Annotated in this window: 23 protein-coding genes; 7 read left to right on the forward strand and 16 right to left on the reverse strand. The window is 72.1% G+C overall.

From position 1 onward, the window contains the following. Positions 1–13 precede the first annotated feature (13 nt). Positions 14–865 (forward strand): alpha/beta fold hydrolase, encoded by an 852-nt coding sequence (locus VA596_RS32920; RefSeq protein WP_323332120.1) that lies wholly within the window; start codon positions 14–16, stop codon positions 863–865. A gap of 339 nt (positions 866–1,204) precedes the next feature. Here the strand turns inward: VA596_RS32920 and VA596_RS32925 are convergent, their stop codons facing one another. The 6 genes from VA596_RS32925 to VA596_RS32950 all read right to left on the reverse strand — a co-directional run bounded on the left by VA596_RS32925 (position 1,205) and on the right by VA596_RS32950 (position 6,441). Then, positions 1,205–1,609, reverse strand: a complete 405-nt coding sequence (locus VA596_RS32925) for a hypothetical protein (RefSeq protein WP_323332121.1) — start codon at positions 1,607–1,609, stop codon at positions 1,205–1,207. Beyond that, positions 1,609–2,427 (reverse strand): heavy metal-binding domain-containing protein, encoded by an 819-nt coding sequence (locus VA596_RS32930; protein WP_323332122.1) that lies wholly within the window; start codon positions 2,425–2,427, stop codon positions 1,609–1,611. The genes VA596_RS32925 and VA596_RS32930 overlap by 1 nt, the downstream gene beginning before the upstream one ends. 9 nt (positions 2,428–2,436) lie before the next feature. Continuing rightward, on the reverse strand, positions 2,437–3,234 hold the full coding sequence (locus VA596_RS32935) for a heavy metal-binding domain-containing protein (protein ID WP_323332123.1): 798 nt from the start codon (positions 3,232–3,234) through the stop codon (positions 2,437–2,439). A 76-nt stretch (positions 3,235–3,310) separates the two neighbouring features. Then, a complete protein-coding gene (locus VA596_RS32940) occupies positions 3,311–4,129 on the reverse strand; it encodes a heavy metal-binding domain-containing protein (protein ID WP_323332124.1) in 819 nt (272 codons plus the stop codon). Positions 4,130–4,699: 570 nt separating this feature from the next. Continuing rightward, positions 4,700–5,413 carry a heavy metal-binding domain-containing protein gene (locus tag VA596_RS32945; RefSeq protein WP_323332126.1) on the reverse strand — a complete coding sequence of 238 codons (714 nt, stop codon included), beginning with the start codon at positions 5,411–5,413 and terminating at the stop codon, positions 4,700–4,702. After that, complete coding sequence (locus VA596_RS32950) at positions 5,410–6,441, reverse strand: carbohydrate kinase family protein (protein ID WP_323332128.1); 1,032 nt, start codon at positions 6,439–6,441, stop codon at positions 5,410–5,412. Before VA596_RS32950 ends, VA596_RS32945 begins: the two co-directional genes overlap by 4 nt. Positions 6,442–6,558: 117 nt before the next feature. Here VA596_RS32950 and VA596_RS32955 point away from each other — a divergent pair, with 117 nt between their 5' ends. Both VA596_RS32955 and VA596_RS32960 read left to right on the forward strand, forming a co-directional pair. After that, complete coding sequence (locus VA596_RS32955) at positions 6,559–7,317, forward strand: DeoR/GlpR family DNA-binding transcription regulator (protein ID WP_323332129.1); 759 nt, start codon at positions 6,559–6,561, stop codon at positions 7,315–7,317. Then, positions 7,314–8,609, forward strand: a complete 1,296-nt coding sequence (locus tag VA596_RS32960; RefSeq protein ID WP_323332130.1) for a 6-phospho-beta-glucosidase — start codon at positions 7,314–7,316, stop codon at positions 8,607–8,609. Before VA596_RS32955 ends, VA596_RS32960 begins: the two co-directional genes overlap by 4 nt. Here VA596_RS32960 and VA596_RS32965 read toward each other — a convergent pair. Then, positions 8,586–9,311, reverse strand: coding sequence for a nucleotidyltransferase domain-containing protein (locus VA596_RS32965; protein ID WP_323332132.1), 726 nt, complete (start codon positions 9,309–9,311; stop codon positions 8,586–8,588). The genes VA596_RS32960 and VA596_RS32965 overlap by 24 nt on opposite strands. A 10-nt stretch (positions 9,312–9,321) precedes the next feature. After that, positions 9,322–10,029: an SDR family NAD(P)-dependent oxidoreductase gene (locus tag VA596_RS32970; RefSeq protein WP_323332496.1), complete on the reverse strand. Its 708-nt coding sequence runs from the start codon at positions 10,027–10,029 to the stop codon at positions 9,322–9,324. Positions 10,030–10,254: 225 nt separating this feature from the next. Between VA596_RS32970 and kstD the strand changes: the two genes are divergently transcribed. Further along, positions 10,255–11,988: a 3-oxosteroid 1-dehydrogenase gene (kstD, locus tag VA596_RS32975; protein WP_323332134.1), complete on the forward strand. Its 1,734-nt coding sequence runs from the start codon at positions 10,255–10,257 to the stop codon at positions 11,986–11,988. Here the strand turns inward: kstD and VA596_RS32980 are convergent. From VA596_RS32980 to VA596_RS33000, 5 genes are all read right to left on the reverse strand, one after another. Then, complete coding sequence (locus VA596_RS32980; RefSeq protein WP_323332136.1) at positions 11,985–13,013, reverse strand: LLM class flavin-dependent oxidoreductase; 1,029 nt, start codon at positions 13,011–13,013, stop codon at positions 11,985–11,987. The two genes, kstD and VA596_RS32980, sit on opposite strands and share 4 nt — an antisense overlap. A 7-nt stretch (positions 13,014–13,020) precedes the next feature. Then, the gene (locus VA596_RS32985) at positions 13,021–14,220 is read right to left on the reverse strand and encodes a Glu/Leu/Phe/Val dehydrogenase dimerization domain-containing protein (RefSeq protein ID WP_323332137.1); all 1,200 of its coding nucleotides are present in this window, start codon (positions 14,218–14,220) and stop codon (positions 13,021–13,023) included. A gap of 20 nt (positions 14,221–14,240) precedes the next feature. Next, positions 14,241–14,828, reverse strand: coding sequence for a TetR/AcrR family transcriptional regulator (locus VA596_RS32990; protein ID WP_323332139.1), 588 nt, complete (start codon positions 14,826–14,828; stop codon positions 14,241–14,243). Positions 14,829–14,860: 32 nt separating this feature from the next. Beyond that, positions 14,861–15,688 (reverse strand): hypothetical protein, encoded by an 828-nt coding sequence (locus VA596_RS32995; RefSeq protein ID WP_323332140.1) that lies wholly within the window; start codon positions 15,686–15,688, stop codon positions 14,861–14,863. A gap of 921 nt (positions 15,689–16,609) precedes the next feature. After that, positions 16,610–18,310: a TIGR03086 family metal-binding protein gene (locus VA596_RS33000; protein WP_323332141.1), complete on the reverse strand. Its 1,701-nt coding sequence runs from the start codon at positions 18,308–18,310 to the stop codon at positions 16,610–16,612. An 87-nt stretch (positions 18,311–18,397) separates the two neighbouring features. On the opposite strand from VA596_RS33000, the gene VA596_RS33005 reads away from it, so the two are divergent. Both VA596_RS33005 and VA596_RS33010 read left to right on the forward strand, forming a co-directional pair. Continuing rightward, positions 18,398–19,027 (forward strand): TetR/AcrR family transcriptional regulator, encoded by a 630-nt coding sequence (locus VA596_RS33005; protein ID WP_323332142.1) that lies wholly within the window; start codon positions 18,398–18,400, stop codon positions 19,025–19,027. A gap of 149 nt (positions 19,028–19,176) precedes the next feature. After that, positions 19,177–20,004, forward strand: coding sequence for a hypothetical protein (locus VA596_RS33010; protein ID WP_323332144.1), 828 nt, complete (start codon positions 19,177–19,179; stop codon positions 20,002–20,004). A 63-nt stretch (positions 20,005–20,067) separates the two neighbouring features. Here the strand turns inward: VA596_RS33010 and VA596_RS33015 are convergent, their stop codons facing one another. Together VA596_RS33015 and VA596_RS50730 are read right to left on the reverse strand one after the other, a co-directional pair. After that, the gene (locus VA596_RS33015; protein ID WP_323332146.1) at positions 20,068–20,838 is read right to left on the reverse strand and encodes a trypsin-like serine peptidase; all 771 of its coding nucleotides are present in this window, start codon (positions 20,836–20,838) and stop codon (positions 20,068–20,070) included. 138 nt (positions 20,839–20,976) lie between these two features. Beyond that, positions 20,977–21,069: a helix-turn-helix domain-containing protein gene (locus VA596_RS50730; RefSeq protein ID WP_410171945.1), complete on the reverse strand. Its 93-nt coding sequence runs from the start codon at positions 21,067–21,069 to the stop codon at positions 20,977–20,979. Positions 21,070–21,143: 74 nt separating this feature from the next. Between VA596_RS50730 and VA596_RS33020 the strand changes: the two genes are divergently transcribed. Then, complete coding sequence (locus VA596_RS33020) at positions 21,144–21,710, forward strand: hypothetical protein (RefSeq protein ID WP_323332147.1); 567 nt, start codon at positions 21,144–21,146, stop codon at positions 21,708–21,710. A 160-nt stretch (positions 21,711–21,870) separates the two neighbouring features. On the opposite strand, the gene VA596_RS33025 is transcribed toward VA596_RS33020, so the two are convergent. Continuing rightward, positions 21,871–22,491 (reverse strand): rhomboid family intramembrane serine protease, encoded by a 621-nt coding sequence (locus VA596_RS33025; protein WP_323332498.1) that lies wholly within the window; start codon positions 22,489–22,491, stop codon positions 21,871–21,873. Positions 22,492–22,503: the final 12 nt, after the last annotated feature.

Below are 22,503 nucleotides of genomic sequence, written 5' to 3' on the forward strand. Positions count from 1 at the left end.
CGAGGGAGTGACCATGGTCGCCGTGCACCACCGCTACGCCACCGTCAACGGGCACCGGCTCTTCTACCGGGAGGCCGGACCCGCCGACGCGCCCACGATCGTGCTGCTCCACGGGTTCCCGACGAGCTCGCACATGTACCGGCACCTCATCCCGGCCCTGGCCGACCGCTACCACGTCGTCGCCCCGGACTACCTGGGCGCGGGCGCCTCCGACGCGCCGCCCGTCGGCGAGTTCACCTACACCTTCGACGCGCTGGCCGAGCTGACGCAGGGCCTGCTCGACCAGCTGGGCCTGACGGAGTTCGCGCTCTACATCCAGGACTTCGGCTCACCGGTGGGCCTGCGGATCGCCACGGCGAACCCCGGCCGCGTCACGGCGATCGTCACGCAGAACGGCAACGCCTACGTCGAGGGTCTCGGCGCCGGCCTGCCGCAGAAGCTCGCCGCCGGCACCCTGACCGAGGACGACCTGCGCGCGATGGTCACCCTGGAGGCCACGAAGGGGCAGTACCTCGACGGCTCGCCCGACCCGGAGCTGGTCAGCCCGGACGTCTGGATCCACGACCAGGCCCTGCTCGACCGGCCGGGCGCCGCGGAGACCCAGATGGCGCTGCTCGCGGACTACCACCACAACATCGGGCTGTACCCGAAGTTCCACGAGTACTTCCGCACCAGCCAGGTGCCGGTGCTGGCGGTGTGGGGCGGCAACGACGAGATCTTCATCGCCGACGGTGCCCGCGCGTACGCCCGCGACCTGCCCGACGCCGAGATCCACCTGCTGGACGCCGGGCACTTCGCGCTGGAGACGCACTTGGACACCATCGCCGGCTACATCCGCGGCTTCCTGGGCCGGGTGCTGAGCTGACGGAAAACCCGACGGGGGCAGGATCTTCGGATCTTGCCCCCGGGATCACCGGGTGCAGAAGGTCCAGGCGTCGGCGACGATGTCGTGCAGAGCCGGCCGGCCGTGATCACGGCGTCGCCGTCACGCCGAGGGGCGAGCACCACCGGGATGGGGTGCCCGGTGACCTCTGGAACGCCACGCCGTCCGGCACGCTCGGCCGGTCGACAGGTCGTCCAGCCCTCCACGTCGCGCCTGGATGTCAGGAGCGCTCCGGTCACCACGCTCCCGATGTCACCCGAACCATCCGTGACCAGCAGCTTCACCGCGAGATCCGCCCCCGCTGAATGGCCCCGGCGAGGCTCAGCCGCCGAGGAGGCGGGAGAGGGCGTCCCGGGCTTTTGCGTCCTTCTCGGCCAGCGTGGTCAGCTCCTGGGCCAGCGCCGCCAGCCAGTCGTCCACCGCGGCTTCCTTGCGGCTGATCACCACTCCGCGCACGACCTGGCGGATCTCCGCCGCCACGCCGCCGTGTTTACCCGCCGAGAGCACCAGGACCCGGTCCGGCGTGGTCACCTGGACCGACACCACCTGGCCGTCGCGGCCCGCCACCCGGTCGGCGAACGTCTTGCGCCGCGCCACCTCGACCATGCCCGGCGGGAGCGCGTCGCCCAGGGTCTCCGACAGGACCCGGTGGTACGACTCGACGTCCGCCCGGTCGGTGCGCAACGCCGCGACCAGCAGGTGGAACTCCAGCTCCGCGCCGGCCATCAGTCGGTGAGCGGCAGCACGAGCTGCGGTTTGGCGATGTGGTGGTCCTCCCGCAACGGTTTCACCGCGGTGCCGATGGCGAAGAACTCCGTCGTGTGCCCGCCCCAGCGGTGCGGCAGCGAAAGCAGCTGGACGCCGACGATCCCCTCCGCCTCGAGCTGTTCGGCCTCGGTCTGCATCCGCGACATCGCGAGCTCGCGCGCGTCGTAGAGCGCCTCGGTGTACTGCGGGATCTCGACGTTCTGCCCGATGTTGCCCATCATCTGCCGGAACCGCTGGTGCGCGATGTGGTAGACGCAGGTGCCCATGACCATGCCCAACGGCGCGTACCCGGCCTGCACGAGCGTCCAGAAGTCCTGTCCGGACAGGTCGGACGTGAACGGCTTCCCGGTGTTGTTGCGCCATTCCCCGGGTTCGTCGGCCTTCACCGCGGTGCCGACGGCGATGAACTCGGCGAGGTCGCTGCCGAACTCCTTGAACTCGATCTCGAGCCGGACCGCGACGATGCCGTCCGCGCCCAGCACGTCCGCCTCCGCCTCCATCCGGGACATCGCGAGCTCGCGGGCGTGGTACATCGCCTGCGAAAGCCGGTCCAGCTCCTGGTTCTTGCTCCACCGGCCCATCTGGAAGCCGACGTGGTAGATGCTCGACCCGAGCACCAGCCCGAGCGGCCGGAACCCGGCTTCGCGCACGAGCAGGAACTCGTTGACGCTCAGGTCCGAGGTGAAGAGGCTGGTCTTCTGCCCCGGGCGCATCTCGGCGAGCCGGCGCATCGCATCCTCGGGGATGTGCTGCGCGGCGGGATCCGCGGTGGTCACGAAGCCTCCTCAGGAACGGTTCAACGGCAGGATCTTGAGCGCGCTGGTCGGGGCCGCGCGCCCGGTGTGGAAGCGGGCGATCGCCGTGCCGACGACGGACGCGAGCCCGACCACCCCGATCTCCTGGAACGGCCACGCCCGCAGCCGCATGTCCGAGACGATGCCGCCGTCGGCGCCGCTCTCGCGGATCGCGCGCCCGAACTCGGCGCGGGCGGCGGCGCGGACCTCGGTGACGACCTTCGTCGGCGCGTCCACTTCGGTGTTCCCGGCCCAGGTGTTGGTCTGGTACTGCATGTTGTAGTCGAAGTGCGCGCGCCCGGCGACGCCGACCGCGACGCGCACCGGCACCCAGCCCGCCTGCATCAGCTTGGCGACGTCCTGGCCGGGCAGGTCGGTGGTGAACAGCCGCCGCGGCCGCTGCGTGGTCTCGGCCCGCACGGCGGTGCCGAGCGCGACGAACTCCTGGTTCGTCTCGTCGAGCGCGGTGATGGTGAGGGTGATGCCGAGCACGCCGTCGGCCCCGAGCGCGGTCGCTTCCTGCGACAGCCGGTCGAGCGCGGTGGCGTACCCCTGCCGCAGCATCCCGGACAGCAGGTTGACCTGGTCGGCGGCCCAGGTGCCGGGCCCGGTCCAGCCGGCCTGCTGCACGACGCAGCCCATGACCTCGCCGACGGGCGTGAAGCCGACGACCTCCGCGCCGATCGCCCCGGGCACGCTCAGCAAGGACGTCTTCAGCCCGGAGGCGGCGAACCGGTCGACCCGGGCCTGCGCCACGGGCGGCAGGCCACGACCGTCCCAATCGGGCACCGCGGACCTCCTTCGCCGGTCTCTCTCTCCGCCATCGTGGCACGGATCCGCGCGCGGGGCGGCGAGGCCGGGGTGATCAGTCCGGAAGGTCCCGGTTCAGCGGCAGGATCGTGAGCGCGCCCACGTGAGGGATGCCTTCGCGGAAGCGGGCGATCGCCGTGCCGGTCACGGTGGCGATGGCGGCCGCCGCGACGTCCTCCACCGGCCACAGGTCGAAGGTCGTGCCGGAGACGATGCCGCCGTCGGCACCGCACTCGCCGATCTCCCGGGCGAACTCCGCCCGCGCCGCGGCCCGGACCTGCGTGGCGAGCGCCGTCGGCAGGTCGATCTCGGCGTTGTCGTACACCCCGGCGAGCATGCTCCAGCTGTAGCCGAGTTCGAAGTTGGAGTTGGTCATCGCCTGGCCGTCGACGCCGATCGCGACGCGCACCGGGACCCAGCCCGCCTGGATCAGCTTGGCGACGTCCTGGCCGGGCAGATCCGTGGTGAACGGCCGGTGCGGCCGCTGTTTCGTCCCGGCGCGGACCGCGGTGCCGAGGGCGACGTACTCCTGCGCTTCGCCGTCGAACGTGGTCCTCGTGAGCCGGATGCCGAGCACGCCGTCGGCGCCGAGCCCGGCCGCTTCCTCCTCGAGCCGGTCGAGCGCGGTTTCGTACCCCTGGCGCAGCAGGTCCGCCAGCACCCTGATCCGGTCGGCGGCCCAGCGGCTCGGACCGGCCCAGCCGACCCGGTGCACGACGGCCCCCATGACCTCGCCAACCGGCGTGAAGCCCGCCGCTTCGGCCCCGACCGCACCGGGGACGCTCAGCAGCGACGTCCTGGCCTGGCCGGAACGGTGGCGAGGTGCCGGGTCGCGCGCGAGCGGCGGCCGGTCGGGACCATCCCACTCGGGCACCTCGCACCTCCTCCGGACGCGCCGATCCATCGTGGCACGGTTCGAGGGGCAGGTACGGCGGTAGCACAGCGATCGCGGTGCCGAAGACGCCGCCAACCGCCGCGGTGCCGGTGGGCTCAGGCGCTCGGCGTTGCCGCGGAGGTTCCCGGCCGCGGTCGGCCCGGGAGGCACTGTTTCGGCGTGGGGTGCGGCGGTGCGAACGGCGTCTCGGGGCCACCGTCGGCCTGGGAGGAGTCGTTCCGGCTCAGGTACGGCGGTCCAGGATTGCGAGGGCATCTCGGGGCGCGGGGTCGTCGTGGCAGCGGGCGGTCGCCGCCAATCGCCGCGGTGCCGGTGGGCCCAGGTGCGCTCAGCGTTGCCGCGGAGTCGTTCCGGTGTCAGGCGCGGCGATCCAGCGGTACGACGGCGAGGGCCTCCCGGAGCGCCGGGTCGTCGTGGCAGCGGGCGGTTGCCGCCAATCGCCGCGGTGCCGGTGGGCCCAGGTGCGCTCAGCGGTGCCGCGGAGTGGCAGCGGATGATCGCGTGTCGAAGCAGTCCCGCCGCCGTCGGCCTGGGAGGAGTGGTTCCGGCTCAGGCGCGGCGATCCAGCGGCACCACGGCGCGGGCGTCCCGAGGCGCCGGGCCGTCGTGGCAGCGGGCGATCGCCGTGCCGAAGACGCCGGCTACCGCGGCCGCGCCCGTGGGGCCGAGGGCCCAGGCGCTCAGCGTCGTCGCGGACACCAGGCCGCCGTCGGCTCCGGACGCGCGCACCGCCTCCAGGAACTCCGCGCGGGCCGCGGCCCGGACCCGGGTCACCAGTTCCGTCGGGGCCACGAGCTCCCGGGCCGGGCGCTTCGGCATGGCGATGTCGGACACCGTGCCGCCGTCGACGCCGATCGCCAGCGTCACCGGCACCCAGCCCGCCGGCAGGAGCTTCGCCACGTCCGGCCCGGACAGGCTCGTGGTGAAGACCTGCCCGGCCCGCTTGCCACCAGTCGCGCGGACGGCCGTGCCCAGCACGACGAACTCCCGCAGCGTCCGGGTGGCGCGGGTCACCGTGCAGCGGATGCCGAGGACGCCGTCCGCGCCGAGGGCCCGGGCCTCCGCACGCAGCCGGTCCAGCGCGGTGGCGTAACCGCGGCGCAGGGTCGACGCCGGATCGTCGACGCCGGCGTGCTCGACGACGCAGCCCATCACCTCGCCGATCGGCCGCAGCCCCACCGCCTCGGCCCCGACCGCGCCCGGCACCGACAGCAGCGACGTCCGCAGCCCGGACGCCGTGTAGCGCGCGGTCCGATCGGTCAAGGCTGGCCCCAGCCGTCCTCGGTGCCGAAGCCGAGCGTCACCGGGCCGCGCCGCGAAGTGCCGGTTTCGGTGTCGGCGGGCAGGACCTCGTCGAGGAAGGCGTAATCGCGGCGCCGGGTGCGCGCGTGCCACTGGGCGATCTCGTGCCAGCCCGGCGCGGCGAGCGCGCCGCCGAAGTGCTGCACCGACAGGCTCGCGGTCAGGCTCGCGAACCGCAGCCGGTCCGCCAGCGGCCAGCCGGTCAGCGTCGCGGCGACGAACCCGGCGCCGAAGACGTCGCCCGCGCCGGTGGCGTCGAGGACGTCGACCGGCAGCGCGGGCACGTCCGCCGTCTCGCCCGTGGTGCTGTCGACGGCGAGCACCCCCGCGCCGCCGCGGGTGATCACGGCGATCGGCACGAGGTCGGCCAGCGTCGACAACGCCGCTTCGGGGGTGTCCGTGCGGGTGTAGCGCATGGCTTCGATCTCGTTGGGCAGGAACGCGTGGCAGCACGCGAGCTGGTCGAGCAGGGCCGCCGACCAGGCTTCCGACGGGTCCCAGCCGACGTCGGCGAACACCAGGCTGCCGGACTGGTGTGCCGTGTGGACCCACTCCGCGGTGTCGAGCCCGATGTGCGCGACGGTCGCGCGGCTCGACGGCGGCGAGCCCGCCAGCTCCGCGACGGGCACGGGCGGCGGGTGGCCGTGGGTGATCATCGCGCGGTCGCCGGCGTAGGCGAGCGAGACGGTGACGGGGGAGTGCCACCGCGGGAACTGCTGCGAGTGCGAAAGGTCGATGTGCTCCTGCCGCGAAAGAACGTCCCAGCAGTAGCGGCCGTAGACGTCGGTGCCGAACGCGGCCGCCAGCGACGTCCGCAGCCCGAGGCGGCTGAGCGCGACGGCGAAGTTCGCGATCCCGCCCGGCCCCGACCCCATGCCGCCCGTCCACACCTCTTCACCCGGTGCGGGCGGCTTTTCCAGCCCGGTGAAGACGAGGTCGAAGAACAGCAGACCGGACAGGAAGACGTCGACGTCGGGTTCAGCCGGCACGGGCGCCTCCCAGCACTGCGCAAGGTTGCGCACGACACTGCTTGAGCCGCGCAGATTTTGCAAGAGCTGCGCAAACTCGTCCGTGTGATGAGCGAGTTTGACTGCTATCGTCGCCGGATGCTGCCCCAGCGCCGGCACGACCTGATCCTGCGGACCCTGCGCGCGGAGGGTCCGGCGCCGGTCGGCGTGCTGGCCGAGCGGCTCGGCGTCAGCCCGGCGACGGTGCGGCGTGACCTGGGGCAACTCGATCGCGAAGGCCGGCTGACCCGCGTCTACGGCGGCGCGGTCGCGTGCGCGGACGACGACGAGCCGTTCGCGCAGGTCGCCGGGGAAGACGCCGAACGCGCCGACGCGAAGGAAGCCGTCGCCCGGCGCGCGTCCGCACTGGTCGCCGACGGTGACACCGTCCTGCTCGACATCGGCACCACCGCGCACCGGCTGGCCCGGCAGCTGCGCGACCGGGCGTTGACCGTGATCACCAGCAGCCTCGCCGTCTACGAAGAGCTGAAGGACGCCGAAGACGTCCAGCTCGTGCTGCTCGGCGGGGTGGTGCGCCGCAGCTGCCACTCGATGGTCGGGTTCCTCACCGAGGACGCGCTGCGCCAGGTGCGCGCCGGCACCGTCTTCCTCGGCGCGAGCGGGGTCCGGTGCGACGGCCAGGTGATGGACTCGACGGTCGTCGAGGTGCCGGTGAAGCGGGCGATGGTCGCCGCGGCCGACCGCGTGGTGCTGCTCGCCGACGCGGGCAAGTTTCCCGGCACCGGGCTGGCCAAGGTCTGCGGGCCGGACGCCCTCGACGTCGTCGTGACCAGCGCCGGAGCCGACGCAACCACCTGTGCGGCCCTCGGCGAGGCCGGCGTCGAGGTGCTGCGGTGAGGCTGGCGCTGCTCGGCGGCGGCGGGTTCCGCGTGCCCCTGGTGCACGGCGCGCTGCTGACCGGCGGCGACGTCACCGAGCTGGTGCTGCACGACGTCGACGCCGGGCGGCTCGCGGCGATCGAACGGGTCCTCGCCGAGCAGGCTCGCGGCGTGCCCGGCGCGCCACGGGTGCGGACGACCACGGACCTGCGCGACGCACTGTCCGATGTGGACTTCGTGTTCTCCGCGATCCGGGTCGGCGGGCTGCGCGGGCGCCGGCTCGACGAGCAGGTCGCGGCCGCGGAAGGCGTGCTGGGGCAGGAAACCGTGGGTGCGGGCGGGATCGCGTACGGGTTGCGGACGGTCCCCGTCGCCGTCGCGCTCGCCCGGACGATCGCCGAGGTGGCGCCGCGCGCATGGGTCATCAACTTCACCAACCCGGCCGGGATGGTGACCGAGGCGATGGCCGGGGTGCTCGGCGAGCGTGTGATCGGCATCTGCGACTCGCCGGTCGGGCTCTGCCGCCGGGTGGCGCGCGCCCTCGGCGTCGACCCGGCGGACGCGCGGTTCGACTACGCGGGCCTGAACCACCTCGGCTGGCTGCGGGCCGTGCACGTCGGCGGCGAGGACGTGCTGCCCCGCCTGCTGTCCGATGTGGACGGACTGGAGTCGTTCGAGGAGGGCAAGCTCTTCGGCGCCGGCTGGCTGCGCGCGCTGGGTGTCGTGCCGAACGAGTACCTGCACTATTACTACCTCGCGCGGGAGGCCGTCGGCGGGGAATCCCGCGGGGCCTTTCTGCTGGAGCAGCAACGCTCGTTCTACGCGGAACCGTCGCTGGCGTCGTGGGAACGCACGCGCCTGGAGCGCGAAGCGACGTACATGGCCGAGACGCGCGAAGGCGAGCGCGAAGACCTCGAGGGTGGCGGCTACGAGAAGGTCGCGCTGGCGTTGATGCGGGCCCTCGCGCGCGGCGAGCCCACCACGCTGATCCTCAACGTCCGCAACGGATCCGCGCTCCCGGGCGTCCCGGCGGACGCGGTCGTCGAGGTGCCGTGCGAGGTCGACGCCGGCGGCGCGCGCCCGTTCGGCACCGGGCCGCTCCCGGACCACGCGCTGGGGCTGGTGACGTCGGTGAAGGCCGTCGAGCGGGCCGTGATCGAAGCGGCGACGACGGGCTCGCGGGAGGCGGCGCTGCGGGCGTTCGCGCTGCACCCGCTGGTCGACTCGGTGTCCGTGGCGCGCCGGTTGCTCGACGGGTACGTCGCCGCGCACCCGGAACTCGCGTACCTAGGACGTCAACGCGCGGAGTAGCGGAGCCAATCGTTCGGCGAGGCCGGCGTCCAGGTGGCGGGTCTCGGTGATCAGGAGTTCGGTGACGGCGCGGAAAGCCCGCGCGAGGTCTTCGAGTCCGCGCGGGAGGGTCGTCTCGAACTCCGCCAGGATCGCCGCGGGCAGCCGGTCGAGCCCGCGGCCCTCGCCCGCGGGCAGGTCGTGCCTGATGCAGGCCAGGGCCAAGGCGTGGTCGCGGACCCGGCCGATCATGTACTCGGCCTGCCAGCCGCGGCCGCGGTGGATGCTCGACCGCGCGTGGAGAGCGTGCAGCCAGGCGAGGTCGACCAGCCGCCGCGCCTCCGGCGGCGGGGACGGCTCGCGCTCGTTCGCGGTGCCGAAGAGCAGCCGGAACTTCGGTGAGGTCGCGCCGAAATCCGCTTCGGGCCAGAAGGACAGATCGACCTGGAGGGTGTTCTCCAGCAGGAACACGCGGTAGACGGTCCGTTCGAACACGACGTCCATGTGGTGCCGCGCGCCGTGTTCGCCGTACATCAGCGCGGTGAAGTCCGCGAGCACCGGCTCGGGCGCCGTCGCCTTGAAGGCGAGGTCGATGTCCGACCAGGCGTCTTCGGCGTCGAGCGCGGCCGAACCGGTGAGCGCGGCCCCGGTGACGCGCTCGTCCGCGCGGGCGGCCTCGATCAGCTTGTCCCGCAGGCGGTTCCGTTCCCCAGGGGTGTACACGATCGCCAGGCTAGGCGACCAGCGTGTTGAACTCCGCTTCGGCCTCGTCGCGCTCGGTGTGCAGGGCCCACGCGCGCTCGGCGATGGCGTCGGGATCCAGCGTGCCCGGCATGGAGTCGGGCGCCTGCTCGGTGAACATCCGGTGGATGTCGCCGCGTTCGATGACGCCGCCGATGGTGAGCGTGCCGGCGTAGACACTCGTGCCGCGCAAGGCCGCGTTGAGCGTCAGGACGTACATGCGCAGCGCCGCGGCCGCCGGGGCGAAGCTGCCGAGCAGCGGGATCGGGTACTTGCCGCTGATGCCGCCGGCGAACAGCAGCGAGCCCGCGCCGCGCTCCAGCATGCGCGGCAGCACGGCCTGGGTCACCTGGGCGGCCGGGAGCACGATCGACTCGAACGGCACGCGCAGGTTCCCGGCCCCGGCTTCGGGCAGCGGGGTGATGGCCGAGCCGATGCTGAGATCGGCCGGGCCGAAGTACACGGTGTCGATCTCGCCCGCTTCGTCCGTGATGCGCGCGAGGACAGCGTGGACCTGGGCTTCGTCGGTGACGTCGGCGGTGAACGCATGCGCCGCGACGCCGGCTTCGGCCAGCGACGCGCGGTAGGCCGCGTGCCGCGTGCCGGAGCGCGAGACCAGCGCCGTCGTGAAGCCTTCGCGGCCGAACCGGTGCGCGATCGACAGGCCGAGCCCGGGACCGGCACCCAGGACGGCGAGCACTTTCGACAAGAGAACCTCCTGAACGAGAACTTGAGACTGATCTCAAGTTAGCCAGAAGGTGAGGGTATCGTCAACTTAGGCGGCCGTGCGCCGAATGCCGTCACCGGTTGGCGCCACCGGTCCATCCGGGACGGTCGCCGCTGCTCCAAGCGGGTAGAACAGGTTCCAGTTTTCTGCCGGTGCCGACACCATGACCTTCGCCGTTCCGCGAGCGAGGAGTGCGCCATGGAAACCGACCTGACCCGCCGCCAGATCCTGCGCGGCACCGCGGCGGGCGTGGGTTTCGCCGTCACAGCGGGAATCGCGGGGGCGCCGGCCGCGGGCGCGGCACCGCTGGCCGGGGAGTACGACGTCGTCGTGGTCGGCTCCGGCGCGGCCGGGATGACCGCCGCGCTGACGGCGGCCAAGCGCGGCCTGAGTGTCGTCGTGGTCGAGAAGGCGCCGACGTTCGGCGGGTCCGCCGCCCGCTCCGGCGCGGGCATCTGGATCCCGAACAACCCCGTGCTGCTCGCCGCCGGGGTGCCGGACACCCCGGCGAAGGCCGCGCAGTACCTCGCCGCCGTCGTCGGCCCGGACGTCCCGGCCGCACGCCAGGAAGCGTTCCTGCGCAACGGACCCGCGATGATCGCGTCCGTCATGGCCAACAGCCCGCTGCGGTTCCGCTGGATGGAGGGCTACAGCGACTACTACCCGGAACTGCCGGGCGGCCTGCCGAACGGGCGGTCCATCGAGCCCGACCAGTTCGACGGCAACCTGCTCGGCGCCGAGCTGGCGAACCTGAACCCGGCCTACCTCGCGACACCGCCGGGGCTCGTCGTGTTCAGCGCCGACTACAAGTGGCTGAACCTCGCCGCGGTGAACGCCAAGGGCGCCGCCGTCGCCGCCACCTGTCTCGCGCGGGGGACGGCCGCTGCGCTCGCCGGGCAGAAGCCGCTCACCATGGGACAGGCGCTCGCGGCCGGGCTGCGGGCCGGGTTGCTCGCCGCGAACGTCCCGGTGCTGCTGAACACCCCGCTCACCGATCTGAACGTCGAAAACGGTGCGGTCACCGGGATTCTCGTGCCGCAGGGGCTGATCCGGGCGCGGCGCGGGGTGATCGTCGGCTCGGGCGGGTTCGAGCACAACGCGGCCATGCGTGCGCAGTACCAGCGGCAGCCGATCGGCACGGCGTGGACGGTCGGCGCGAAGGAGAACACCGGCGACGGCCACCTCGCGGGCCAGCGCGCCGGCGCCGCGCTCGACCTGATGGACGACGCCTGGTGGGGCCCGGCCATCCCGACGCCGGGCGACCCGTACTTCTGCCTGGCCGAGCGGACCCTGCCCGGTGGCCTGATCGTCAACCAGGCCGGGCAGCGGTTCGTCAACGAGGCCGCGCCCTACAGCGACGTCGTGCACACGATGTACGACAAGAACCCGTCGGCGCCGGACATCCCCGCGTGGCTCGTCGTCGACCAGAACTACCGGAACAAGTACCTGTTCCGCGACATCCTGCCGCTGCTGCCGTTCCCGGACGCCTGGTACGGCGCGGGTGCGGTCTTCAAGGCGTCGAGCATCCCGGCGCTCGGCTCGGCGATCGGCGTGCCGCCGGCCGCGCTGACCTCCACGGTGAACCGGTTCAACGGCTTCGCGTTCGCCGGCGTCGACCGCGACTTCCGGCGCGGCGCCAGCGCGTACGACCACTACTACACGGATCCGCTGGTGCTGCCCAACTCCTGCCTCGCGCCGCTGTGGGCCCCGCCGTTCTACGCGCTCAAGCTCGTCCCCGGCGACCTCGGCACGAAGGGCGGCATGCGCACGGACGCCCGGGCGCGCGTGCTCCGCCCGGACGGCTCGGTCATCCCCGGTCTCTACGCCGCCGGCAACGCCAGCGCGGCCGTGATGGGGCACAGCTACGCGGGCGCGGGCTCGACCATCGGACCGGCGATGACGTTCGGCTACATCGCCGCGAACGACGTCTAGAACTCCTTGTCCACCAACGGTTTGACCTCGGTGCCGAGCAGCTCGATGGCCTTCATGACGTCCTGGTGCGGCACGCCGGACCAGTCCATCTGCAGCGCGTACCGGTCGGCGCCGGTGAGCCGGCCGACGGAGATCAGCCGCTCGGCGATCTCCTGCGGGCTGCCGACGAACAGCGCCTGCGCGTCGCGGGTGTAGGTGTCGTATTCGGCGCGGGTCGGGACGGCCCAGCCGCGGGCCTTCGCGCCGTACTTCATCGTCTCGAGCCAGTACGGGTAGAAGGTCTCCTTGGCGTCCTGCGAGTTCGGTGCGATGAGGCCGATGGCGCTCATCGTGACGTGCAGGTCTTCGGGCTGGTGCTCGCCCGCTTCGCCGGCCCGGCGGTACAGGTCGACCAGCGGCGCGAACCGCTCGGGGCGGCCGCCGATCACGGCGTAGACCACGGGCAGGCCGAGCAGGCCGGCGCGGATCGACGACTCGGGGTTGCCGCCGGTGCCGACCGAGATCCGCAGCCGCCTGCCGTACGGGCGGGGGAGGATCCGCACGTTGTCCAGCGGCGGCCGGAACTTGCCGGACCAGGTGAGCGGGTCCTCGCGGTCGATCCGCAGGAGCAGCGCGAGCTTCTCCTCGAAGAGCTCGTCGTAGTCGCCGAGGTCGTTGCCGAACAGCGGGAACGACTCGGTGAACGACCCGCGCCCGGCGAGCAGCTCGGCGCGGCCGTGGCTGAGCTGGTCGAGCGTCGTGAACTGCTGGTAGACGCGGACGGGGTCCTCGGTGCTCAGCACGGTGACGGCGGAGCTGAGGGTGATCTGGTCCGTGACGCTCGCCGCCGCGGCCAGTACCGTGCCGGGGCTCGAGATGGCGTACTGGTCGAGGTGGTGCTCGCCGAGGCCGTAGAAGCCGAGGCCCAGCTCGTCGGCCAGCTTGATCCGCTCGAGGGTGTTGGCCAGCTGCTGGGCGACGGAGAGCTGCTCACCGGTGCGGGGGTCCGGCGGCCGGTCGCCGAAGCTGTAGATGCCGAGTTTCATAGAGCGTTCAACTATCTGGGCCGCCGATTCGTTCCCGGCACCCGAACCGGGCCTCGATGGCCTCGAGGTTCTTCTCCGACAGGGCCAGCGCGGCGGCGCGCAGGCCGAGGCCGTCGAGCGCCGCCCGCTCGAACATGCCGGTCACCAGCTCGCGCATGCGGGTGCGGACCTTCCCGAAGGCTTCGCCGGCGTCCGCGCCGACGTCGCCGAAGAGCGTCCACCACCACCAGGAGTTGGTCGCCGAGTTGGCCACGAAGTCCGGCACGACGCGGATGCCGCGCGCCGCGAGCAGCTCCTCGGCCTCCGCGGTCACCGGCATGTTCGCCGCCTCGACGACGAGCTTCGCGCCGATCCGGACCTGGTTGTCGGCGTCGACGCAGTAGGAGACGGCCGCGGGCACCAGCACCTCGGCCGGCACGTCCAGCCAGGCTTCCGGCGGCAGCAGCTCGTCACCGGGTTTCAGGTGGTCGCGGTCGATGCCGCCGAAGCGGTCGCGGTGCCGGAGCAGGTGCTCGACGTCCAGGCCGGCCGGGTTGGCGACGACGCCGCGGACGTCCGAGACACCGACCACCCGGAGCCCGGCCTCGGCGAGGAACCGCGCGGTGGCCCCGCCCATCGAGCCGAACCCCTGCACGACGACCCGGTTCGGGCCGCCGAGGCCCAGCAGCTCCAGGGCGGTGAGCGCGGCCTGCGCGACGCCGAGGCCGCCGACCAGTTCGTCGAGCCCCAGCCCGCCGACCTCGATCCGGAACGCGTCGGCGAGCCGGGCGGTCGCCGCGTCCCGGTCTTCGAGCAGCGGGTAGACCGCCTGGACCGAGCTGAGCAGGCCGATCTCGGTGATCACCCCGTCGATGACGTCCTGCCGCAGCCCCAGGTCCTCGCCCATGGTCCAGTAGCGCTCGATCAGCGGCCGCATGGTGTGCAGGTAGCGCGCGACGACGTCGCGGGCGCGGTCGTCGTACGGGTCGAAGTCGATGCCGCCCTTGGCGCCGCCGAGCGGGACGTACCGGCCGTCCGGGTCGTAGTTCAGGCCCTCCTTGAGGGTCATGCCCCGGGCCAGGCCGCGGACCTCGAAGAGCGTGCAGCCGCGGCGCATCCGCAGCCCGCCGCTGGCCACGCCGCGGACGAGGCGGTCGATCACCAGGTAGCCCCGGCACCCGGTGACGGGGTCGGTCCACGCCACCTCGAGCAAGCCCGGTTCGGTCATCACCCCTCCTGAGTGGCGAGTCAGCAGTAGCCCAGCTCATGCGTCATCGCCTGCTCGACCCAGCCGGCGCAGTCCGCCGCGCTGACGGTGCCTTCGCGCGCGACGACCTGCAGGGCGAGGCCGTCGAGCAGCGCGGTCAGCCGCCAGGCGGCGCCGTGCGGGTCCGGGCACCGGAACTCGCCGGCCCCGACCCCCTCGGCGATCAGCGCGACGACGGCGTCCCGCCACCGCAGGTCCAGCCGCTGCAGGACGGCACGCAGCTCGCTGTCCCGCATCGCCGCGGCGCTCGCCTCGATCCACAGCGTCCAGCCGTGGGCGGGTTCGCTGGGGCCGTAGAGCGCCAGGACGGCCCGCAGCCGTTCGCCGGCCGGGCCGCCGCGGTCGAGCTCGCCGCGCAGGACCGCGAGGTTGTTCTCGGCGGCCTGCCGGAACGCCTCGATGATGAGGGTTTCGAGCGTGCCGAAGTGGTAGAAGATCAAGGCGGTGCTGACGTCGAGCGCCTTGGCGACGTCGGCCGCCCGCACCCCGGCGATGCCGCGTCCCCGGACCTGTTCGAGCGCGGCGAGGACGATCTCCTCCCGCCGCACCGAAACCGCCTTCCGCGCCATGCGGCTCACCGTACCTCCTGCTGACCGGCCGGTCAGTAGCGCAGTTCGGTGACCAGCGTCCGCAGCCACGACTCGGCCATCGCGGGCTCCCGGGTGACGGTCCGGACGAGCTGCTCCCGCGTCCGGGCCTGCCGGCCAGCGTCGACCAGCGCGAACGCCTCGGCGAGGGCGCTCCGGGTGGCCTGCCCGCGGTCGGGCGTCCGGACGCTCTCGTTGGTCCACCGCTGCCGCGGGAACGACGGCGTGAGCTTCGGCTGGTGGTCGCCGAAGTAGTACCAGACGTCGCGGTCGAGGGAAACGTTCCGGACCGCGGCCGCGGGCAGCTCGGCCGGCCAGCCTGCGTCGTCCCGCCACCGCCAGGACAGCCGGCGGGGCGTGACGCCGAGGAACCGCAGCTTCCGCCGGATCACCGGCCACGCCTCCCGGTCCTCGACGATCCACCGGCGCAGCTGCAGGTACAGCTCGGTGAAGGTCTCGCCTTCGTGCACGAGGTCGACGAACACGGTGGGCCGCGTCCCCCGCGCCAGCCGGTACGGAGTGATCCCGGCGGCCGCGAGGTGCTCCCGTAGCAGCGCGGTGTCGCGGCCGGTGAAGTCCCGCCGCGGTTTCAGCGACATCGGCAGCTGGTGGACGCGGTCGTGCCAGGAGGTGCGTTCCAGGGCCCCGCCGAGGAGGTCGTGCATGCTGTCGAGCGAGCGGCCGACGAAGTGCAGCTCGCCGTTCCCGCAGCGGGCCAGGACTTTGGCGGTGGCCTCGGTGAGCGCGGGCAGGAACCAGAGGCGGGGTTCTTGGGCGTTGTCGAGGAGCGTCCCGACCTGATCGGGACGCACGAGGTCCCAACGGAAGGGCCGGTTCGTCATGAGCCGAGGTTAGGATCGCGGTTCCTTGCGGGGCAACGGATTTTCTTGGCTTGCCCGGTGGTGGGTGTTTCGTCAACGGAGATTCCCGAGTGAGTCCATTGTGGAGTGATGGGTCTGTGATGGGCCGAAGTGTTTGCTGTGGTGGGGTCTGGGTGCTTTGGCGGGTTGATGTCGAAGACTTGCCGCCGGGGTGAAAGCGGTCCTCGGTGAAGGAACGTGCCGCGTGGCTGTGGTTTTTGCTGCGGCGCAGGAGTTTCAGCCGCGCTGCTGCGAGGGGGCGGTCCTGAGCGGTTCGCGAGTCGTGCCGATGCCCGGCGCCGGGCTCTATGGCGGGTCGAAGTCGGACTCGGGTCATACCGGCGTGGGGGTGGGCGGTCGCTGGTGAAGGGAACGTGCCGCTCGAGTGTGGAGGTTTACCGCGGTGGGAAGGTTCTCAGTGAAGGGGATGGGCCGCATGGTTGTGGGGTTCGCTGCGGTGTGGGGGTTCGGCCGCGTGCTGCGGTGAGGGCGGGCTTGAGGTTGGTCGCGGGAGGTGTCGTTCTCGGGTGCGCCGGGCGCCGGGCTCTTTGGTGGGGCGAAGTCGGACTTGAGCTATCCCGGCGTGGGAGAGGTCGGTCGTCGGTGAAGGGAGCGCGCTGCTCGGATGGGGAGGTTCACCGCGGTGGGAGGGTTCTCGGCGAAGGGGAGGCGCTACTTGGCTGTGGAGGTTCGCCGGGGTGGGGAGGTTCTCGGGGGAGGGAGCGAACCGCATGGTTGTGGGTTTGCTGCGGTGCGGGGGTTTTTGCCGCGCGCTGCGGCGAGGGGTTCCGGTTTGGCCTCCGTGAAGATCAGGGCTGGTGCGGGTCGTGGTCTAGCGGGAGCGAGGTGGGCGTGTTTGCCCAGCCTCGTAAGGGCTCCCGGGGATCGTCGCGGAGGAGGGGGTCAGACTGTCCAGTGCGGGTCGCGGCCCAGGTAGCGCAGGAGTGTTGATGCTGCGTCGTCCTCGGCGTGGGTGGGCAGTGCTGGGGCGTACGCGAAGCCTCGCAGCGGTTCTGCCAGTTCCTGGGCCACCGGCAGCAATGCTGCCGCCAGGTCTGGGGTCAGGGGGGACTGCGCGCCTGTGGCTGCTGCTATGTCCCATGCGTGGACTGCTGCGTCCAGGGCGGCTGCGCCGACCGCTACCTGGGCCGGTAGCGCGCCCTGGGGGAGGGGGGTCGGGACTGCGGTGGCGTCCGGGGTCACTGTGGCGAACGCGGCCTTGGCCGCGGCCAGTTTGGGTTCCAGGAAGTCGGCCGCCGGGAGCGTGAGGGTGCCCGACGGGGCGAACGGGTTGAAGTCCGGGCCCGGCTCGCCCGTGATGGATGCCGCGTAGCCCAGCTGGTCGGCCGCCGCGTGCTGGAAGACCTGTGTGACGTTCCAGTCCGCGCACGGGGTCGGTGCCGACCAGTTCACGATCCCGGCGACGGCCGAGCGCAGCGCGGCGTGGGCCTGCTCCAGGACGGGCCAGGTGCGAGACAGGCCGGCGAAGAACCGCCGGATGTCGGCCACCAGGACGTCGGGAGCCTCGTGTGCCGCGTAGTGGCCAGCGGCGTCACGCGGGCCGCCGCTGCCGCTGCCGGCGTCGTAGGCGTTCCAGCTGACGATGTTCTCGTGGTCGCGCTCGGCGAACCGGCGGATCGACTGGAAGTCGCCCTTGAACATCGCCAGGGCCGTCGGGACCGTGGTCGGCTCCGAGGGGTGCGACGTCGTGTGCGCGTCCTCGTAGTAGAAGCGGATCGACGAGCCGCCCGTGCCCGTCAGCCAGTACAGCGCGACGTTCGCCAGGACGAAGTCCGCGTCGAGGTGTTCGCCGAACAGCTGCGCGTTCCACGCCAGCAGCCCCAGCGGTGAGTCGGCGAGGGCGAACGCCAGGGTGTGCGGCTGCTGGCTGTGCAGCTGGTTGAAGGAGAACATGTTCTCGTAGAACCACTGCAGGTGCGCCAGCCCGGCCTGGTCGGCCTCGCTCAGGTCCGCCATCTCCGCCGGGTCGCCCGACGGGAACGAGAACAGCTGCGTGACGTGCACGCCGACGACCTTCTCCGGCGCGAGCCTGCCGATCTCCGGCGAGATCATCGAGCCCGCGTCGTTGCCCGCCGCGCCGTACGACTCGTAACCCAGGCGGCTCATCAGCTCGGCCCACGCCGCCGCGGTGCGGTGCGTGCCCCAGCCCGCGGACTTGACCGGGCCCGAGAAACCGAAGCCCGGCAGCGACGGGATCACCAGGTGGAACGCCGGCGCCCCGGGCGCTTCCGGCTCGGTCAGCGGCGCGATGACGTCGAGGTACTCGGCGACCGATCCCGGCCAGCCGTGCGTCAGCAGCAGCGGGGTCGCGTCCGCGCGGGACGAGCGGACGTGCAGGAAGTGGATCGTCTCGCCGTCGATCTGCGTCAGGAACTGCGGGTACGCGTTGAGCCGCGCCTCGAAGGCCCGCCAGTCGAACTTCTCCAGCCAGTACTCCGCCAGCGCGCGGACCCGCTCGTTCGTGACGCCGTACCCGGCGGGCAGGTCGTCCGGCCAGAGCGCGCGCTGGAGCCGCGCCCGCAGTTCGTCGAGCGCGGACTGCGGGACCTCGGCGCGGAACGGGCGAAGGGCGGGGACCGTCATGGCTACTCCTCGAGAACGCTGGAACGGAATGCTTCGTTCCGAACTGTAGCAGAGCGGAACGATCCGTTCCAGTGCTATCCTCGGTTCATGAGCGAGACCGCCCTGCCCGGCCGCCGCGGCCAGGCCGCCCGCAACGACGTCGTGATCCTCGACGCCGCCCGTGACGTCTTCCTGCTGGACCCGAAGGCCCCGATCTCGGCCGTCGCCGAGCGGGCCGGCGTCGGCATCAGCGCGCTCTACCGCCGTTACCCGAGCAAGGAGTTCCTGCTCTGCCGGCTCTGCCACGACGGCCTCCGCCGGTTCATCTCCGAAGCCGAGGCCTCGGCCGGAGAACCGGACGCCTGGGCGGCCCTCGCCGGCTTCCTCGGCCGGGTCGTCGAGGCCGACGTGCACTCGCTGACCGTCCACCTCGCGGGCACCTTCACGCCGACGGACGAGATGGGTGCCGACGCCCGCCGCGCGAACGAACTCGCCGCGGGGCTCGTCGCCCGCGCGCACGAGAGCGGGCGGCTGCGCCGTGACGCCGTCACCGAAGACGTCGGCATGATCCTCGAGTGCTGCGCGGCGATCCGCGTCGAAGATCCGGTGCGCACCAGCGAGTTGCGGCGCCGCTACCTGGCGTTGCTGCTCGAAGGGCTGGCGTCGGGTGACGGTCCGGATCTGCCCGGCCCGCCGCCGCGCCCGGGTGAGATGAACGGCCGCTGGCGTCCGTCCTGACGGAGGTGCCGGGGCGCCGCCGGATGGCGGTAACGAATTCCGGGGACGCGACGACTGAACAGCAGCATTGTCAGAGCGGCATTCCTCGACTGAACGGCGAGAAAACCACTATGCGAAGAAGCTGGCGACGGGCAACGATTCTGTCTTCGGTGGCCGCTTTGGCCACCGCGTTCATCGCGATGGCGCCCGCCGCGAACGCGGCCCCGCCCACCAGTTCTGTCGACGTCAGCCAGACAACGGTGCTGCCGGGACAGACTTTCACCGTCGCGGAAACGGTTTACAACCCCGAAGATTTCACGGTGACATTCGCGAAGGCGGCCATTTACGGCTCGCCCACCCCGATCACCGACGTCGTCGACGTCGTGGGCTGCTCCGGTACGACGGAGGTCGGCTGCTTCCGGGAAGGCAGCAGCTACCGCGCCGCGTTCGGCGACCTCGCCGCGGGCGGCACCAAGACCGGGACGTTCACGTTGCGCGTCAAGGACACCGCCGCGCCGGGCTCGTTCACGCTGCAGCACCAGTTCGTCGGCGACAACTTCGCGTTCGAGACCCTCGACGGGCCGGTCATCACCATCGGCAACCCGTCGACCATCGCCGACGTCAAGGTCGCGCTCGCCGCGACCGGCCACGGCGGGCTCAACGCGCGCATCGACTACACGCTGACCGTGACGAACGTCGGCCCGTCGGCCGCGTCCGGTATCCGGGTCGTCGCAACGTATGCGTCGGGTCTCTCGTACGGCAGCTCGACCGGGTGCGCCCACGTCGGCACCACCCGGACGCTGAACTGTGACGTCGCGTCGCTGGCTTCCGGCGCGTCGGCCACGGCGAAGTTCTCGGTCAACGGCGGCCTGCTCGCGCTCGGCTCGTACACCACGACGGTGCAGAAGACCACCAGCTCGCCGGCGGATCCGACCAGCGCCAACGACAGCGCGTCGAAGACGTGCTCGGCGCTCACCGGGCTCATCGTGACCTGCTGAGGGTTCACGAGGGGTCGAACCGGGCTCGCGTCCTCCGCCAGGGGCGCGGGCCCGGTTCGCGTTTCAGCCGGTGACCGACGCGTAAAGCTTCTGGATGTCGTCGTCGAAATAGGCACTGTAGGAGACGTCCGGGGTGTCGCCGCCGAGCTGGTAACCGCCGATCACGCCGATGACTACGCCATTCGTGACCCACGGCCCGCCGCTGGTGCCGTCCGGGAAACCGGGGCACGCGACGCGTTGCTGATAAGTGTCCGAACGGGTTGTCTCCCCGGTGCAGACGACCGGGGAATCGGTACTGTCGGGGTAGCCCGTAAGAGTGATTTCGTGGTCGAATCCCTGAGCGATTCCCAGGGTGTTCGCGCCGGTCAGGCTTTCCAGCGAAGCGGTGTTCCCCGGTTGCGAAACGGTGAGGAACGCGAAGTCGAGATCCGGATCGGCGGACGACGTCCAGCCGTCCGCGACGGCCACGTCCGTCACGGTCCACGTTCCGAGCGGCGCGACACCGTCGTGGTAGCCGGGCGCGAAGGTCATCCCGTCCTTGACGCAGTGCGCGGCGGTCAGGACGAGGTCGCCGGCGTCGGAGTGCACGACGCTGGCGCTGCAGAAGTGGCTCCCGTTCGCGAACAGCGCGCCGACCGGCTGCGGCGCCGAGCGCGGGGCCGGGGCCAGAGTCGGTGTGGTCGGCTTGGCCGGTGCGGTCGGCTTGGTCACGACCGGTGCGCTCGCGGCGTAGGCGTCGTCGGCGGTCGAGTTCGCGCCGACGGCCACGCCGGTCCCCAGGACCAGCAACGACGCGCCCGCGAGGACCGCGCTCCGGAGAAACTTGTTCGCCACCGATCTAGATCACCACAGCGACGCCGGGTCGGCATCTCGCGGAGGCCGATCCACAGCGTTCTCACAGCGGTTCACATCCGGGACCCAGGATTCGGTCCCCGGTGAACGTCCGTGGCTCGGAAATCCACTGTGGACGGTCTACGCCCGCCCGTGGCGGTGCACCCAGGTCGCGATCTCCGTCCGGTTCGCCAGCCCGAGCTTGGCCAGCACACTGCGGACGTGACTCTCCACCGTGCGTTCGGACAGCACCAGCCGGCGCGCCCGTCACCGCGGGTGAGGAGCACCGAAGCCAGCCGGACGCGGTTGTGGACCACGTACGGGAGGGCGCGGGGGCGAGTGTCCCACGCGATCGACTTCTCGAAGAGCCGGACGGCCTCGTCGTGGCGGTCCAGCAGCGCGGCCAGGCGGGCCGACCAGCTGCTAGAACAGTCGACGCAGAACGTGCCCGCGCCGCCCGAGGCGAACGGGGGTTCGCCGTCGAACCGCTCGGCCAGCCACTCCGCCGTTTCGAGGTCGCGGAACTCCTCCAGCAACGGCACCAGGTTGACGCCGACGCCGGGCGCCTGGCCGAGGAAATCGGGGTCCCGCAGCAGGGGGCGCAGCGCGTCGTAGCCGGCTTGGGCCTCGTCGCGCTGGCCGAGGACGAGGGCCACAGTGGCGGGGCGCCGGGGTCGTCGACGCAGCGGCCCCAGACGGCGTCGGCGTCCACGACGGTCTCGACCAGCCGGGTCTTGCCGATCCCGGCCGGGCCGCCGACGAGCACCAGCGCGGCCACGCTCGACCTCGGCGCGCTCGACACGAAGAACCCGCGCCGCGACACCGACCTGCGGAAGCCGCAGCCGGGATCCGGCGACGCGAAGGCTGGGAGGTGACCGAAACGCTGAAGCTGCGCGGGACGTCCTGTCCGTTGACACTCGCCGTCGCGCTGCCCACCGACGGGAACGCTGGACCGGGCGCCGCTCGGCGTGCGGGCGCCGCGGCCGGTGATCGGCCGGTACGTGTGGGTCGTCGTCGACGCCTGGCTCGAGCCGCCTAGGTGAGGTCCTTCGGGAGCAGGACGGTCGCCGGGTCGGTCGCGTCCGGTCCGGGGACGGTCTTGGGACGGCGGTCGCGGAACAGCCAGCCGCCGATGATGCCGCCGGCGAACCCGAACATGTGGCCCTGCCAGCTGACCTGCTCGTCGCCCGGCAGCAGCGACGAGAACTGGTAGGCGAAGCACAACGCCATGACGAGCCCGATCACGATGTCGATCGGGTGCCGGTCGAACAGGCCGCGCACGATGATGTACCCGAAGTAGCCGAACACCAGGCCGCTGGCACCGACGGTGACCGAGCTCGACGGCGAGATGAACCAGACGCCGAGCCCGCTCGCGACGATGATCAGCACGCTCACGCCGAGCCACTTCTTCACGCCGCGGTAGGCCGCGAGGAAGCCGAAGACGAACAGCGGGCCGGAGTTCGCCTCGATGTGGTCCCAGCCGAGGTGCAGGAACGGCGCGCTGAAGATCTCCGGCAGCGACGCCGGTTCGCGCGCCTCGATGCCGAACTGGTGGCTCAGGCCGTAGTCGTCGAGGGAGTTGAAGATCTGCAGCACCCACAGGACGGCCAGCAGGCCGACCATCACCCACAAGGCGCGTTTGGCCTCGGCGATCATCGCCTCGGCGGT

Origin of the sequence: Amycolatopsis heterodermiae, assembly GCF_034929455.1 — a bacterium.
GTDB classification, from domain to species: Bacteria; Actinomycetota; Actinomycetes; order Mycobacteriales; family Pseudonocardiaceae; genus Amycolatopsis; species Amycolatopsis heterodermiae.

Bases quoted from the DNA above. Each gene is read 5' to 3' on its own strand.
- VA596_RS32920 (WP_323332120.1), top strand. From the start codon at position 14: ATGGTCGCCGTGCACCACCGCTACGCCACCGTCAACGGGCACCGGCTC.
- VA596_RS32925 (WP_323332121.1), bottom strand. From the start codon at position 1,609: ATGGCCGGCGCGGAGCTGGAGTTCCACCTGCTGGTCGCGGCGTTGCGC.
- VA596_RS32955 (WP_323332129.1), top strand. From the start codon at position 6,559: ATGCTGCCCCAGCGCCGGCACGACCTGATCCTGCGGACCCTGCGCGCG.
- kstD (WP_323332134.1), top strand. From the start codon at position 10,255: ATGGAAACCGACCTGACCCGCCGCCAGATCCTGCGCGGCACCGCGGCG.
- VA596_RS32980 (WP_323332136.1), bottom strand. From the start codon at position 13,013: ATGAAACTCGGCATCTACAGCTTCGGCGACCGGCCGCCGGACCCCCGC.
- VA596_RS32985 (WP_323332137.1), bottom strand. From the start codon at position 14,220: ATGACCGAACCGGGCTTGCTCGAGGTGGCGTGGACCGACCCCGTCACC.
- VA596_RS32990 (WP_323332139.1), bottom strand. From the start codon at position 14,828: ATGGCGCGGAAGGCGGTTTCGGTGCGGCGGGAGGAGATCGTCCTCGCC.
- VA596_RS32995 (WP_323332140.1), bottom strand. From the start codon at position 15,688: ATGACGAACCGGCCCTTCCGTTGGGACCTCGTGCGTCCCGATCAGGTC.
- VA596_RS33000 (WP_323332141.1), bottom strand. From the start codon at position 18,310: ATGACGGTCCCCGCCCTTCGCCCGTTCCGCGCCGAGGTCCCGCAGTCC.
- VA596_RS33005 (WP_323332142.1), top strand. From the start codon at position 18,398: ATGAGCGAGACCGCCCTGCCCGGCCGCCGCGGCCAGGCCGCCCGCAAC.
- VA596_RS33025 (WP_323332498.1), bottom strand. From the start codon at position 22,491: ATGATCGCCGAGGCCAAACGCGCCTTGTGGGTGATGGTCGGCCTGCTG.